We start from the raw sequence: 14,151 nt of genomic DNA on the forward strand, positions 1-14,151 counted from the left end.
CGCGGGCGCCGGCAGCTACGGAAACCTCATGACTGAACCGACCGATATCCAGCCCGTCGACGAGAACAAGCTGATCGCCGAGCGTCGCGAGAAACTCAAGGCATTGCGCGGGCAGGGCGTGGCGTTTCCGAACGACTTCAAGATGGACGCCTTCACCGGCGACCTGCAGGCCGAGTTCGCCGATGTCGAGAAGTGGACGGCCGAGGCCATCGAAGCGCTGGGTCGCCAGGTGAAGGTGGCCGGTCGCATCATGCTCAAGCGCGACCAGGGCAAGGTGGCCTTCGTGCAGATGCAGGACGTCAACGGTCGCATCCAGCTGTTCATCCACCAGGGCACGGTGGGTGAAGACACCTACAAGGCCTTCAAGGGCTGGGACATGGGCGACATCGTCGGCGCCGAAGGCACGCTGATGCGCACGCGCACCGGCGAGCTGTCGGTGAAGGTGGAAAAGCTGCGCCTGCTCACCAAGAGCCTGCGTCCGCTGCCGGACAAGCATCACGGCATGGCCGACGTGGAGCAGCGCTATCGCCAGCGCTACGTCGACCTGATCGTCACCGAGGACGCGCGCCGCACCTTTGCGCAGCGCTCCCGCATCATCGGCTTCATCCGCAAGTGGCTGGAGGCCGAGCCGCGCCGCTTCATGGAAGTGGAAACGCCGATGATGCACGTGATTCCGGGCGGCGCCGCGGCGCGTCCGTTCGTGACCCACCACAACGCGCTGGACATGGACCTGTACCTGCGCATTGCGCCGGAGCTTTACCTCAAGCGCCTGGTGGTGGGCGGCTTCGATCGCGTGTACGAGATCAACCGCAACTTCCGCAACGAGGGCGTGTCCACGCGACACAATCCCGAGTTCACCATGCTCGAGCTGTACCAGGCTTACGTCACCTACACCGAGATCATGGACATCACCGAAGGGCTGATCCGTGAGACGGCCCAGAACGTCATCGGCAGCACCAAGCTGATGTGGGACGGCGTGGAGATCGACGTGGGTCCGTCGTTCCGCCGCTGGAGCATGGAAGACTCGGTGCTGGAACTGAACCCGGAGATCCGCCGCGAAGAACTGCGCGACCGCGACGCCATGGCGGCCCATGCCAAGCGCCTGGGTTGCCAGGTGAAGGCCGATTTCGGCTGGGGTCGCCTGCTGCTGGAGATCTTCGAGAAGACGGTGGAGCACACCCTGATCCAGCCGACCTTCATCACCGACCATCCGGTGGAAGTCTCCCCGCTGGCGCGCGAGAACGACACCAACCCCGGCATTACCGACCGCTTCGAGCTGTTCATCAACGCCAAGGAGATCGCCAACGGCTTCTCCGAGCTCAACGATCCGGAAGACCAGGCTGCGCGTTTCATGGCGCAGGTCGAGGCCAAGGAGCACGGCGACGACGAAGCCATGCACTTCGACGCCGACTACATTCGCGCACTGGAAGTGGGCCTGCCGCCGACCGGTGGCCTGGGCGTGGGTATCGACCGCCTGGTGATGCTGCTGACCGGTTCGTCCTCGATCCGCGACGTGCTGCTGTTTCCGTACATGCGTCCCGAGGCATAAGCGGATGCAGCCTTTCCGCGCATTCGGTCGAGGGAAGGCAACCAGTCCATGGGTGGCCGCGCTGGTGATACTGGCGCTGGTCGCCTGCTCGCCCTCGCAATCGCAGGACGAGCCGGCCGCTGCGGTGGCGCCGGCGGCCACGGCCAGCGTGCCGTCGCCGGCGGCCAGCACGTCCGTGGCCACGCCCGCCGCCGACAGCGATGATGCGGTGATCCGGCAGGTGAGCGAGACCATCCGCAAGCATCGGCTGACCAGTCTGGCGGACGCCTGCCTGGACTACGTGGTCGACGACTCCGATGGCGCCACCGTCGATGTCGACGTGCACGAAAAGCACGATGCCGCCTGCGGCGGCGATCCGGATACCTCGCCGCGTCTGTTCTCGTTCAAGCTGGATCGCGCGAGCGGCCAGCTTTCCACCGACGCGCTCGATCTGGCTGACGGGGATTTCCAGCCCATTGAATGACGGTTCCGCGGCCAGGAAACGGCCGGCCTCGCCCGCGAGCACGCTAGAATGTGCGGCTTGAACCGCTCAGGAGTTGGACATGTGGTATGCCATTGTCGGCACGGACGTGCCTGATTCGCTCGAAAAGCGCAAAAGCGCCCGCCCGGCACATATCGAGCGCCTGCAGAAACTGCTGGACGAAGGCCGCCTGATGGTGGCCGGTCCGTTCCCGGCCATCGACGCGGAAGACCCGGGCCCGGCCGGCTTCACGGGCAGCCTGATCCTGGCGGAATTCCCGTCGCAGGCCGACGCGGAAGCCTGGGCCAAGGACGACCCGTATGTCGCCGCCGGTGTCTATGCCAGCGTGAGCATCAAGCCCTTCCGCAAAGCCCTGCCATGAGCACGGCGGTGGTGGAGCAGATCCGGGAGCGCCTGCAGCAGGCGCTCGATCCGTCCGTGCTCGAAGTGCTGGACGAGGGCTACAAACACGCCGGCCATGCGAATGAGGGGAAAGGGCACTTCCACGTACGCGTGGTCAGTGCCGCCTTTGCCGGCCAGCTGTCGATCAAGCGGCACCGGCTGGTGTACGCAGCCCTGCAGGGTCTGATGGACAACGGCATCCACGCACTTTCCATCGACGCGAAGGCGCCGGGCGAGTAAGCCTCGGACGCCGGACAGGCCGCCAGCCTGGCGGGTGGTGGCCTGGTGATTTCCTGACCAATCAGCGCCCCCTGTGCCGGGCTGGTTGCGTCCCGGCAGGACCAGCTGGTCGGACCTTGCTTGGAAACTCTTTCATAACATCAGCTTAGCTGCCGGTGTTAAAGTGAAACATGTAGCCGAAACGCATTGCGGCAGGGGCCTGCGTTTGGCACAGTGACCCATCGCCCGATCTTGTCGGGCCTCACCTATTTGGCTGCTGACGCCCGCATGCGCCTGACCACGATCAAACTCGCCGGTTTCAAGTCCTTCGTGGACCCGACCACGCTGCACCTGCCGACCAATATGACCGGCGTGGTGGGCCCCAACGGCTGCGGCAAGTCCAACATCATCGACGCCATCCGCTGGGTGATGGGCGAAAGCGCGGCCAGCCGCCTGCGCGGCGACTCGCTCACCGACGTGATCTTTTCCGGCTCCAATGCGCGCAAGCCGGTGGGCCAGGCCACGGTCGAACTGATTTTCGACAACGGTGACGGCACCATCCAGGGCGAGTACGGCCAGTACGCCGAAATCTCCGTGAAGCGCCAGGTGACGCGTGACGGGCAATCCGCGTACTACCTCAACGGCGCGCGCTGCCGTCGTCGCGACATTACCGATCTGTTCCTGGGCACGGGCCTGGGCCCGCGCAGCTACTCCATCATCGAACAGGGCATGATCAGCCAGATCGTCGAGGCCGCGCCCGACGAACTGCGCACGCACCTGGAAGAAGCTGCCGGCATCTCCAAGTACAAGGAGCGCCGCAAGGAAACCGAGAGCCGCATCAAGTCCACTCGCGAGAACCTGGACCGCGTGCGCGACGTGCGTGACGAGGTGGACAAGCAGCTCGAGCACCTCAACCGCCAGGCTCGCGCTGCCGAGCGCTGGAAGGCGCTGAAGGAAGAACAGACGCGCAAGGAAGCCGAACTGCGCGCGCTCGAATACCGCGGACTGAAGGGCCAGCACGACCACGAAGGCTCGGGGCTCAACGCCGCCGAGGTGGAGATCGAGAAACACGTTGCCACGCAGCGCCATCACGAGGCGCAGATGGAAACGATCCGTGAGCGCCACACCGACGCCACCGAGCATCTGAACAAGGTGCAGGCCGAGGTCTACAAGGTGGGTTCCGAGATCGCCCGCGTAGAGCAGCAGGTTCGCTTCAACCGCGAAACCGCCGATCGCCTGTTGCGCGCGCAGGGCGATACCGAACGCGAGCACGCGGAACTGGCCGAGCACATCGGCAACGACCGCACGCAGGTGGAAACCTTGCGCATGGCGCTGGCCGAGGGCGAGCCCAAGCTCGAAGCGCTGCAACAGATGCAGGACGATACGTCCGAGTCGCTGCGCGATACCGAAACCAAGCTGGCCGACTGGCAGCAGCGCTGGGATACCCACACGCGCACCGCGGGCGAATCCAGCCGCGCCGCCGAAGTGGAGCGCACCAAGCTCAACTACCTCGATCGTCAGTCGGTCGACCTGTCGCGTCGCCGCGAGACGCTGGATGCCGAGCAGAAGGCCACCGACATCGCCGCGCTCGACGCCGCTGCCGAGCAGCTGCACATCGAGCACGACACGCAGCGCGAGCGCGTGGAATCGCTGGGCAGCCTGCTGGACCAGCACAAGATTTCGCATGAGAAGGTGCTCGACGAAGAGCGCCAGGTGCAGTCCTCGCTCAACGAGGCACGCCAGCAGCTGCAGACCGCGCGTGGCAGACAGGCCTCGCTCGAAGCGCTGCAGCACGCTGCGCTGGGGCAGGAAGAAAGCGCCGCCAGCGGCTGGCTGGCCCGCCTGGGCCTGGACCGCTCGCGCCGCCTCGGCGAGTCGCTGCAGGTGGAAGCCGGTTGGGAAACCGCCGTCGAAACCGCGCTCGCCGGCTTCCTTGATGCGGTGCTGGTGGATGAATCCCACGCGCTCGCCGCCGAATTCAGTGCGCTGGAAAATGCCGACGTCGCCCTGGTCAACCTGGCCGAGGGTGGCGCCAACACGGCGGGCACGTTGGCCGCGCATGTGCGTGGTCCTGCCGCGGCGCTGTCCATCCTCAATCATGTGCTGACCGCTGACTCCATCGAGCACGCGCATCAGGTGGTGGCCGGGCTTTCGGCGCTGGCGCCGTACCAGTCGGTGATGACGCGCAACGGCGAATGGCTGGGCCCGGGCTGGGCCCGCGTGCGTCGTGCACAGGGCAATCAGGTCGGCGTGCTGGCGCGCGAGCGCGAGATGCGCACGCTGGCCGAGCAGATCCTCGCGCTGGAAGAGCGCATCGAAGAGGCCACCGGTACGCTGGACGACCTGCGCACCAGCAAGTTCGAAACCGAGCGCGCGCGCGACGACGCGCAGCGTGAGCTGTACAACGCGCATCGTCGCCAGTCGGAACTGGCCGGGCAGGTGCAGAGCCATCGCGGCAAGATGGAAACCGCCCGCGCCCGTGCCGAGAAGGTGGCCGGCGAACTCGGTGACCTGGCCGCCCAGCTCGACGAACTGCAGACGCAGACGCGCGATGCACGTGCGCGCCTGGACGAATCGGTCGGCTACATGGGCGATTTGGAAGACCAGCGCCGCGAACTGGAGAACGAACGTCGCGCCTTGCTCGAGGCGCGTGAAGAAGCCCGCATGAACGCGCGCGAGGCGGCCGACCAGGCGCATGCGCTGGCGCTGTCGATGGAATCGAAGCGTTCGTCACTGACCTCCCTGGAGCAGTCGCTGGCCCGCATGGAAACGCAGCTGCGCCAGATCGATGCGCGCCGCAACGAGATCGCCGAACAATTGGCCGCCGGCTCCGACCCCATCGCCGAGCTGGAGGCGGAACGCCAGACCTACCTCGACCAGCGCTTGCTGGTGGACAAGCAGCTGGTGGACGCGCGCCGCGCGCTGGACGATTGCGACGGCGAATTCCGCCGCCTGGAGCAGGAACGCCAGCGCATCGAGCACCTGCTCAACGGGCTGCGCGAAAACCTCTCGCAGAAGCGCCTTGCGGCGCAGGCACTGCAGCTGCGCGCCGAACAGCTGGCCGAGGCCATCGTGGCGTCCGGCCTGGAACTGGAGCCGCTGCTGGCAGAGCTTGCCGAGGATGCCGACGCGGGCGAATGGCGCAAGCTGCTGGTCGACATCGGGCAGAAGATCGTGCGCCTGGAGCCGGTGAACCTCGCCGCGATCCAGGAACACGCCGAGCAGAGCGAACGCAAGACCTACCTCGACAACCAGCTCGCCGACCTGGCCAGCGCCATGGAAACGCTGGAGGCGGCGATCAAGAAGATCGATCGCGAAACGCGCCAGCGCTTCAAGGAAACCTTCGATCGCGTGAACGCCGGTGTGCAGGAGCTGTTCCCGCGCCTGTTCGGCGGTGGCCACGCGTATCTGGAGCTTACCGGTGACGACCTGCTCGATACCGGCGTGGCCATCATGGCCCGCCCGCCGGGCAAGCGCGTGTCCAACATCACGCTGCTTTCCGGTGGCGAAAAGGCACTGACCGCCGTGTCGCTGGTGTTTGCCATCTTCGGCCTCAACCCCGCGCCGTTCTGCCTGCTGGACGAGGTGGATGCGCCGCTGGACGAGGCCAACGTGGGCCGCTTCTCCAACATGGTGAAGGAGATGAGCGAGAAGGTGCAGTTCATCTTCGTCAGCCACAACAAGGCCACCATGGAAGCGGCTTCCCAGCTCTGCGGCGTCACCATGCGCGAGCCCGGTGTGTCGCGCCTGGTGCAGGTGGATCTCGCCGAAGCAGCTAAACTTGCGGGCGCAGCTTGAGGATTTGATGGATATGACCGCGCAACCCGTACTCGCTTTCGCCTGGAATGCCGCCGTTGGCGTTCCGATGCTTGTTGTTGGCCTGATCGTCCTGGCGGCGATGTGGTTGTTCGGCCAGCCCAGGAAAGAGCAGGGCAAGCGACGCGTGGTGCCGAACACGGCCGGCGAACGCCGCGAACCGACGTTCGGAGGGGAAGGCGAGTCGGTCGACGAACCGTCCTTCAGTGCGCGCGACGATTTCAACATGGATCCGCTCGACGCCCACCAGCCCCATCAGGGCGAGCTGGATGTCGGTCTGCGGGAAGAGCTGGAACGCCTCGGCGCCACGCTCGCCGGCGAGAAGGGTCACGTCGAACCGGCACCGGTGGGCAAGCCCCGGCCGCTGGGCATGGCTGCCTCCATCGTCGACGCGCTGCGCGCGCCGCCGGAGCAGTTCGAGCAGAGCCTTGCGCAGGCCACCGGTGCCGATCATGTGCACCTGCCGCGCATGGAAGAACCCGAGCCGGTATCCGCTCCCGCACCGGCGCCCGCTCCCGTGGCTGCGCCGGCACCCGCGCCTGAGCCGGAAGCGCCGCGTACGCCGGCGCGTTCGGACGTGGGCCGTCGACCGGAACGCATGCCGGTGGAGCGCATCGTCACCTTGTTCGTGGTGGCGCGCGAGGGCAACGTGTTCCATGGCGCCGACCTGATCGTCGCCGCGGAAAAGACCGGCCTGGAATTTGGCGACATGGGCATCTACCACCGGCTGGTGGATGGCAAGCGCGAGCTTGGCCCGATCTTCAGCATCGCCAACATGGTCAAGCCAGGCAATTTCGACCTGACTCGCGTGGATACGCTGCGCACGCCGGGCCTGAGCTTCTTCATGACGCTGCCGGCGCCGATCCCCGCACTGGATGCCTGGGACGCCATGCTGCCCACCGCCCAGCGACTGGCCGAACTGCTGGATGGCCAGGTGCTGGACGAAGAGCGCAATGCGCTGGGTCGCCAGCGCGTGGCGCACATCCGCGACGAACTGCGCGGCTGGGATCGCGACCACGAAGGCAAGGAAATCACCTTCGGGCGTTGATGAGGCGGTAGCACCTGTCGGGTGGCGTCAGTTCCCCCTCCCGTCATTCCGGCGCAGGCCGCTCTTGCGCCCGGCTTCCGGCTCCGACAGAGTCCACGCCAAGGAGGGAACATGGCCTGTACCTTGTTGCGTCGCCTTGCCTGTCTTGCATTGCTGGCGTTGGCCGGCTGCACCCATTCGGACTTTCGTCCCGACTATCCGCGCGTGGCCAGCACCGTCCTTCCGGTGCCGGCCGATGCGCCGTTGGCGGCGTATGCCACGCGCGTTACCGCCGGGCACGGCAGCGACAGCGGCCTGCGGCTGATCAGCGATTCCAATGACGCGCTGCTCGCGCGCATTGCCCTGGCCAACCGTGCCGTGCATTCGCTGGACCTGCAGTACTACATGTTCCACAGCGACGCGACGGGCGGCCTGCTGGCGCAGCGCCTGCTGGCGGCGGCCGATCGCGGCGTGCGCGTGCGCCTGCTGCTGGACGATCTGCACGTAGCCGGCAAGGACAAGTTGCTGCGCGTGCTGGATGGCCACCGCAATATCGAGATCCGCCTGTTCAATCCTTTCCTCGAGCGCAATGCCTCGATGTGGGGCATGGGCAAGCAGTTCGCGGGCGACTTCTCGCGGCTCAACCGACGCATGCACAACAAGGCCATGATTGCCGATGGGGCCATGGCCGTGGTGGGTGGACGGAATATCGGCGACGAGTATTTCGACGCCAGCGAAGGGGTGAATTTTCGCGACCTGGACGTGCTGACGGTGGGGCCGGTGGTGGCGCAGATCGGGCAGATGTTCGATCGCTACTGGAACAGCGAGCAGTCGTATCCGATAGGCGCGTTCCACCACGACACGCCGGGGCCGGAGAAGCTGGAGGAGTTGCGCAAGGACATGGACGCGCACGCGCGCCAGTTCAGTCAGGGCAGCTATGCGCATAGCCTGGTGGCGCGGGTCGGTGACCTTGCGCACGAGGTGCCCGGTACCGAGTGGGCCTGGGGACCCACGACCTACCTTGCCGACGATCCCGACAAGAGCAATCCGCAGGCGGACAGCGCCGGCCTGAACATGGCGCCGCAGATCCGCGCGTGGATGGATGGTGCGCAGCATCGCCTCACCTTGATCTCGCCGTATTTTGTGCCGGGTCCCAAGGGGGTGGCTTATCTGCAGGGGATGCGCGAGCGTGGCGTGGCGGTGGACGTGCTCACCAATTCGCTGGCGTCCACCGACGCCGGCAATGTTTACGTGGCCTATGCGTCGTACCGCGTGGCGCTGCTCAAGTCCGGCGTGCAGCTTTTCGAGCTGAAGCCCGATGCAGGGCGCGGCCGGCACGGCAGCCATTTCTTCGGGTCGTCCTCGGGCGGCAACAGCCTGCATGCCAAGGCCATCGTGGTCGACGAGGAGCATGCCTTCGTCGGTTCGATGAACCTCGATCCGCGTTCCGTGCATCTCAATACGGAAGATGGCGTGATCGTTGATTCGCACGCACTTGCCCAGGCCTTGCTGGCGATTTTTGCGGACGCGACCAAGCCCAACCATGCCTATCAGGTGCTACTGGACGACAAGGACCGGGTTTACTGGCAGGGCAAGGAGCCCGGCCAGCCCATGGTCCGCTACGACACGGCGCCGCAAACCAGCTGGTGGCGCCGCTTCAAGGTGAACGCTGGCGGGCTGCTGCCCATCGAAAGCCTGCTTTGAGAGCAGGGCTTGAAAGCCGGGGTGGGCAGCCTTATGATTGAGTACGCACTCAATTAATGATTCGAGACTCATGGCCCGCCCCCGCAGCGAAGACAAGCGCAACGCCATCCTGGATGCCGCCACCAAGGTGTTCGCGGAGCAGGGTACGAGTGCGCCGACCGCGCGGATCGCCCGGCAGGCAGGCGTGGCCGAAGGCACGTTATTCACTTATTTCGAAAGCAAGGACGTGCTGCTCAACGAGCTCTACCTGACGGTGAAAGCCGGGCTCAGGGAGGCGATGCTGGTGGACTATCCCCAGAAAGGTAGCCTCCGCGAACGGGCCCAGCATGCGTGGAACGGCTACGTGAATTGGGGCGTGGTCCATCCGGAAGGGCGCAAGGTCATGGCGCAGCTGACGGTGTCCACCGGCATCACGGACGAGGTCAAGGCGACGGGCTCGGCACCCTTCGGCGGTGTCCAGGACATGCTCCGCGAAGCGATGACCAAGGGTGTGCTGCGCGAGATGGCGCCGGCCTTCGTGGGCGCACTGATGTCGGCCATGGCGGAAGCCACCATCACCTTCATCGAGCGCGAACCGAAGCGAGCCGAAGCGTATCGCGCCGCAGGGTTCGAGGCATTCTGGAACGCCATCGGCAAGAGCTGATCATTTTTTCAATCATTTAATGAGTGTGTAAGCACTCAATTACTAAAGGAGACATGTCATGTCAAAAGTCTGGTTAGTCACAGGTAGTTCCCGCGGCCTGGGCCGCGACATCGTTGAGGCCGCACTGGCCCATGGCGACCGCGTGGTGGCCACGGCGCGCCGGCCGGAGCAACTGGCCGATCTGGCACAGCGTTACGGTGACCAGGTGCGCGCCGTGACGCTGGATGTGGCCGATGCCGCCTCGGCGCGCGCCGCAGTGCAGTCCACGGTGGATGCGTTCGGACGTCTGGACGTGCTGGTCAACAACGCCGGCTACGGCAACGCCATGCCGTTCGAGCAGAGCGACGAGGCCGGTTTCCGCGCACAGGTCGAAACCAATTTCTACGGCGTGGTGAACCTTACGCGTGCGGCCTTGCCGGTGATGCGCGCGCAGCGTTCCGGACACATCCTGCAGATTTCCTCGGTGGGCGGCCGCATCGGCGTGCCGGGGCTGTCGGCCTATCAGTCGGCCAAGTGGGCCGTGGGCGGTTTCACCGAAGTGGTGGCGGCCGAAGTGGAGCATCTCGGCATCAAGGTATGTGCACTGGAACCGGGTGGCATGCGCACGGGTTGGGCCGAGGAAGCCAACAGCACGCTGGGTGAACTGATGCCCGACTATGAGGCCTCGGTGGGCACGTTCCGCAGCCGCATCCGCGAGCATCAGGGCAAGGAAGCGAGCGACCCCGCACGTGTGGCGCAGGTGGTGCTGACGCTGGCGTACCATGAAAAGCTGCCGCGCCACCTGCTGTTGGGCAGCGACGCCCTGCATTACTTCGGGATGGTGGAGCAGGACCGCGTGGCAGCCGCGGAACGCTGGCGCGAGGTGAGTCTGTCCACTGATTTCAACAAGGGCCCCATGCCCGCCTTTCCGGCGTACTGAGGTCAGGCCATGAAGATCATCCTCTTCGGCGCCAGCGGCATGGTGGGCCAGGGCGTGTTGCGCGAATGCCTGGCCGCTCCTGACGTGGACCAGGTGCTGGTGGTGGGAAGGAGCACGACCGGGGTGACGCATCCCCGGTTGCGCGAACTGCTCCACCAGGATTTTTTCGACTACGCGTCGATCGAGCCGGCGCTGAAGGGGTATGACGCCTGTTTCTTCTGCCTGGGCGTGAGCGCAGGCGGCATGGACGAGTCGCGCTATGCCCATCTCACCTATGACCTCACGCTGGCGGCAGCGGGCACCTTGGCGCGGCTCAACCCGGCCATGGTCTTCGTCTACGTGTCGGGTGCAGGCACCGACAGCAGCGAGCAAGGACGCAGCATGTGGGCGCGGGTGAAAGGGCGTACCGAGAACGCGCTGCAACGCCTGCCGTTCCGCGCGGTGTACCAGTTCCGGCCGGGGTTTATCGAGCCAGTGCAGGGCGAAAGGTCGAAGACCCCGTCCTATCGCCTGATCTATGGCTTGTCGCGACCACTGTTTCCCTTGCTGCGACGCCTGTTCCCGCGGCACATGCTGAGCACCATCGACATGGGGCGGGCCATGTTGTCCGTAGTGCGGCATGGCGCGCCGACGGCTGTGCTTGAGATCCCCGATATCCAGGCGGCCGCACGGCGCAACGACTGATCTGTCCACTCAGCGGAAGGGTGGTGCGCAAAGCCGGCGAATGTCGTAGCGTGGCGCGGCATCTGATCGGTGGCGGGCCCGTGCGTGAGGGCCTGCGTTGACTCCAGCCCACTGGCCCAAGAGCGCTCGCATGCACCGTTCGCGTGGTTCCCGCAAAACGCATGCAACTCGCTGGGGCCGGTGCCTGGGCCTGCTGGGGCTGGCCCTGCTGGCGGCCTGCAGCAGTGCGGTGCGCACGGATGCCCCCGCGAAAGACGATCCGCTGATGACGGCCCGGCGTCTGTGGCACGACGCGGCGGCGATCCAGCGCAAGGATCTGGCGGCGCGCAACTGGATGCACTGCGCGCTGGCGGCGTATCGCGCCGCCGACACCGACAATGTGCTGCGGGCGCAGGAAGCCCAGGCCATGGCCGGTGGCTGCACCCACGAGTTGATGGGCTATCTGCTCGACCAGGAGCCGGCACCGTGGCGTCCGCACACGATCACCGTGGTGGGCGAACCCTTGCGCGTCGTGTTCCGCGACATGCCTGACAGTCTGGACGACGGCCCGGTCGCGCTGGCGCGCGCCGACGAAGTGACCTTGCCGGACGTGATGGGCCAGCGCTACATCTCCGCCGGCTATGGCGTGTCGATGGTGGGGTGGCAGCCGCCTTGCCATGACAAGCCGATCTGCAAGCTGTATCCACCGGACGGCGTGACGCGCGCACTCACGGCGTGGATCGAACCCGGCGATGACGGTGTGCCCCAGCTGGTACTGACCGGCACGCGCAAACATCCGGAGATGACCATCGGCCATCGCAGCGTGCCCTTGGCGACGGATTTCTCCGCGCCGTATGCAGCCTTGGTGGACCGCTCGCACATCAACCGGATGGCGCTGTGGGGCCTGGTGGGCGGACAGCAGCTGGCGATGCGCGAAGGGCTGTACCTGCTGCAGGATTACGACCCGTCCAAGACGCCGATCATCATGGTGCACGGGCTGGGGCGCAGCCCGCTGATCTGGGCCCGCCTGACCAACCTTATCGACGGCACGCCCGAGTTGCGTGCGCGCTACCAGGTGTGGCACGTCGTGTATCCCACCAACACGCCGGTGCTGCTCAACCGCATGGTCGTGCAACGCATGATGGATCGCGCCTGGCACACGCTGGACCCCGACGGCACGGCGCCGGCGCACCAGGACATGGTGATGATCGGGCACAGCATGGGCGGCGTGATTTCGCGCCTGATGGTGTCCGACAGCAGCGACGTGGTGTGGAAGGCGGTGTTCGACATCCCGCCGGATCAATTGCGGGGCAAGGCGTCCGATATCGCCACGCTGGATTCGCTGTTCCGTTTCCAGCCCTATACAGGCGTGAACCGGGTGATCTTCCTGGCTACGCCGCACCTTGGCAGCCCGCTCGCCGACAGCTTCATCGGCTGGGTGGCGCGTCGCGTGGTGCGCGCACACACGCCCGAGCTGGATGCGCTGGAGCGTGTGGTGGCCGAGAACCGCGCCCACGAAAATCCACTGCTGGCGCTGGACTACGCCAGCCATGGGCTGAGCAGCATCAGTACGCTGAGTGCCGCGCAGCCGGTCAGTCGCGCCGCGCAAACGCTGATGCCGGCGCAGGGCGTGCGTTATTACACCTTCGCCGGCAAGCTGCCAGGCGCCAACCCGCCCGGCGACGGCATCGTGCCGTTGCAAAGCGCGCTCATCGCCGGTGCCGTGTCGACCACGGTGGTGAAAGACGGCCACCAGCTCTACCTCAACGATGAAGTGCTGGCGAAGATCGTGGATATCCTCCGCCAGCCCTGAGGCCGGTTCAGTGCGAGGCGAGCGTTGGCAGGGCTGGTGCCAGCGACGAGGTCTGCGGCAGCGGCAACTTGATCGGATCCTGCGGACCGACGATGGCCCAGACCAGCAGGGTGGCTGGCCGGTTGCCTGCGTTGCGGGTCACCAGATGATGGGCGCGCGGCGGCTCGTACCAGCTCTGGCCGGCTGTGTACGTCTTCGGCTCCTGTCCTTCGAGCTGGGATGTCACCGCGCCTTCAAGCACGTAGGCAAAGATGGAGCCGGGGTGCAGGTGCGGTGCCGCGCTCTGGCCGGGAGCGAGCGTGACCGTGGCCATCATCACGTTCTTGCCCGGTACGTCGGCCAGCGCTTGCTTCATCAATGGCTGGACGAGCTCCTCGCCACCATCGTGAGCCCATGCGCTACCGGCCATGCCGATAGTCGCGGCTAGCGAAAACAGCAGCGAGGCAAAGGGTGAAAACGAAGTCTTCATGGTGGCGTTGCTCCGTTCAGGCCGGCAGCTTGCGGAAGGCGATCGCGAAGCGGTTCCAGCCGTTGATGGCGACGACCAGCAAGGTCAGGTCGGCCAGGTCTTCCTCGGAAAAATGGGGCTGCACGGCCTGCCACACGCTGTCGGGCACATGGTTGCCGGCGATCAGGGTGAGCGATTCGGTCCATTCCAGTGCGGCGCGTTCGCGATCGGTGAAGAACGGCGTTTCGCGCCATACGCTGAGCGTGGCAAGGCGGCGCTCGTTCTCGCCGGCTTTGCGCGCATCCGTCGAATGCATGTCCACGCAGTACGCACAACCGTTGATCTGGGACGCGCGCAGGCGGACCAGTTCGATCAGCGACTTTTCCAGGCCGCTTTTGCCGATGCGCTGTTCCAGGCCCACCATCGCCTTGATGGCTTCGGGGCTGGCCTTGTAGAAGTCGAGACGCTGGTTCATGGCGTGATCCTCG

The 14,151-nt window shown here is 65.9% G+C and carries 13 protein-coding genes; 11 read left to right on the forward strand and 2 right to left on the reverse strand.

All coding sequences use genetic code 11. The features are described 5' to 3' along the window. Positions 1–28 precede the first annotated feature (28 nt). The 11 genes from lysS (at position 29) to H8F01_RS18810 (ending at position 13,215) form a co-directional block, all read left to right on the forward strand. The gene (lysS, locus tag H8F01_RS18760) at positions 29–1,549 is read left to right on the forward strand and encodes a lysine--tRNA ligase (RefSeq protein WP_187056543.1); all 1,521 of its coding nucleotides are present in this window, start codon (positions 29–31) and stop codon (positions 1,547–1,549) included. A gap of 4 nt (positions 1,550–1,553) precedes the next feature. After that, complete coding sequence (locus tag H8F01_RS18765) at positions 1,554–2,012, forward strand: hypothetical protein (protein ID WP_222615679.1); 459 nt, start codon at positions 1,554–1,556, stop codon at positions 2,010–2,012. Positions 2,013–2,091: 79 nt separating this feature from the next. After that, entirely contained in the window at positions 2,092–2,391 is a 300-nt protein-coding gene (locus tag H8F01_RS18770) for a YciI family protein (protein ID WP_187056544.1), read from the forward strand. Further along, the gene (locus H8F01_RS18775; protein WP_187056545.1) at positions 2,388–2,651 is read left to right on the forward strand and encodes a BolA family protein; all 264 of its coding nucleotides are present in this window, start codon (positions 2,388–2,390) and stop codon (positions 2,649–2,651) included. Before H8F01_RS18770 ends, H8F01_RS18775 begins: the two co-directional genes overlap by 4 nt. Positions 2,652–2,918: 267 nt before the next feature. Next, positions 2,919–6,428: a chromosome segregation protein SMC gene (smc, locus tag H8F01_RS18780; protein WP_187056546.1), complete on the forward strand. Its 3,510-nt coding sequence runs from the start codon at positions 2,919–2,921 to the stop codon at positions 6,426–6,428. Between the two features lie 13 nt (positions 6,429–6,441). Continuing rightward, positions 6,442–7,494, forward strand: a complete 1,053-nt coding sequence (gene zipA / locus H8F01_RS18785; RefSeq protein WP_187056547.1) for a cell division protein ZipA — start codon at positions 6,442–6,444, stop codon at positions 7,492–7,494. A gap of 111 nt (positions 7,495–7,605) precedes the next feature. Then, positions 7,606–9,177 carry a phospholipase D family protein gene (locus H8F01_RS18790; RefSeq protein WP_187056548.1) on the forward strand — a complete coding sequence of 524 codons (1,572 nt, stop codon included), beginning with the start codon at positions 7,606–7,608 and terminating at the stop codon, positions 9,175–9,177. 70 nt (positions 9,178–9,247) lie between these two features. Further along, the gene (locus H8F01_RS18795) at positions 9,248–9,820 is read left to right on the forward strand and encodes a TetR/AcrR family transcriptional regulator (protein WP_187056549.1); all 573 of its coding nucleotides are present in this window, start codon (positions 9,248–9,250) and stop codon (positions 9,818–9,820) included. Between the two features lie 58 nt (positions 9,821–9,878). Then, positions 9,879–10,739: an SDR family NAD(P)-dependent oxidoreductase gene (locus H8F01_RS18800; RefSeq protein ID WP_187056550.1), complete on the forward strand. Its 861-nt coding sequence runs from the start codon at positions 9,879–9,881 to the stop codon at positions 10,737–10,739. Between the two features lie 9 nt (positions 10,740–10,748). Continuing rightward, entirely contained in the window at positions 10,749–11,423 is a 675-nt protein-coding gene (locus tag H8F01_RS18805; RefSeq protein WP_187056551.1) for an NAD(P)H-binding protein, read from the forward strand. A gap of 130 nt (positions 11,424–11,553) precedes the next feature. Next, the gene (locus tag H8F01_RS18810) at positions 11,554–13,215 is read left to right on the forward strand and encodes an esterase/lipase family protein (protein ID WP_187056552.1); all 1,662 of its coding nucleotides are present in this window, start codon (positions 11,554–11,556) and stop codon (positions 13,213–13,215) included. A gap of 7 nt (positions 13,216–13,222) precedes the next feature. On the opposite strand, the gene H8F01_RS18815 is transcribed toward H8F01_RS18810, so the two are convergent. After that, positions 13,223–13,684 (reverse strand): cupin domain-containing protein, encoded by a 462-nt coding sequence (locus H8F01_RS18815; protein WP_187056553.1) that lies wholly within the window; start codon positions 13,682–13,684, stop codon positions 13,223–13,225. A gap of 16 nt (positions 13,685–13,700) precedes the next feature. Then, positions 13,701–14,138, reverse strand: a complete 438-nt coding sequence (locus H8F01_RS18820) for a carboxymuconolactone decarboxylase family protein (RefSeq protein ID WP_187056554.1) — start codon at positions 14,136–14,138, stop codon at positions 13,701–13,703. Between the last annotated feature and the right edge of the window lie 13 nt (positions 14,139–14,151).

The sequence above is a fragment of the Dyella telluris genome, assembly GCF_014297575.1.
GTDB classification, from domain to species: domain Bacteria; phylum Pseudomonadota; class Gammaproteobacteria; order Xanthomonadales; family Rhodanobacteraceae; genus Dyella; species Dyella telluris.

Coding starts and splice junctions, on each gene's coding strand:
- lysS (WP_187056543.1), top strand. CDS start 29: ATGACTGAACCGACCGATATCCAGCCCGTCGACGAGAACAAGCTGATC.
- H8F01_RS18765 (WP_222615679.1), top strand. CDS start 1,554: ATGCAGCCTTTCCGCGCATTCGGTCGAGGGAAGGCAACCAGTCCATGG.
- H8F01_RS18770 (WP_187056544.1), top strand. CDS start 2,092: ATGTGGTATGCCATTGTCGGCACGGACGTGCCTGATTCGCTCGAAAAG.
- H8F01_RS18775 (WP_187056545.1), top strand. CDS start 2,388: ATGAGCACGGCGGTGGTGGAGCAGATCCGGGAGCGCCTGCAGCAGGCG.
- smc (WP_187056546.1), top strand. CDS start 2,919: ATGCGCCTGACCACGATCAAACTCGCCGGTTTCAAGTCCTTCGTGGAC.
- zipA (WP_187056547.1), top strand. CDS start 6,442: ATGACCGCGCAACCCGTACTCGCTTTCGCCTGGAATGCCGCCGTTGGC.
- H8F01_RS18790 (WP_187056548.1), top strand. CDS start 7,606: ATGGCCTGTACCTTGTTGCGTCGCCTTGCCTGTCTTGCATTGCTGGCG.
- H8F01_RS18795 (WP_187056549.1), top strand. CDS start 9,248: ATGGCCCGCCCCCGCAGCGAAGACAAGCGCAACGCCATCCTGGATGCC.
- H8F01_RS18800 (WP_187056550.1), top strand. CDS start 9,879: ATGTCAAAAGTCTGGTTAGTCACAGGTAGTTCCCGCGGCCTGGGCCGC.
- H8F01_RS18805 (WP_187056551.1), top strand. CDS start 10,749: ATGAAGATCATCCTCTTCGGCGCCAGCGGCATGGTGGGCCAGGGCGTG.
- H8F01_RS18810 (WP_187056552.1), top strand. CDS start 11,554: ATGCACCGTTCGCGTGGTTCCCGCAAAACGCATGCAACTCGCTGGGGC.
- H8F01_RS18815 (WP_187056553.1), bottom strand. CDS start 13,684: ATGAAGACTTCGTTTTCACCCTTTGCCTCGCTGCTGTTTTCGCTAGCC.
- H8F01_RS18820 (WP_187056554.1), bottom strand. CDS start 14,138: ATGAACCAGCGTCTCGACTTCTACAAGGCCAGCCCCGAAGCCATCAAG.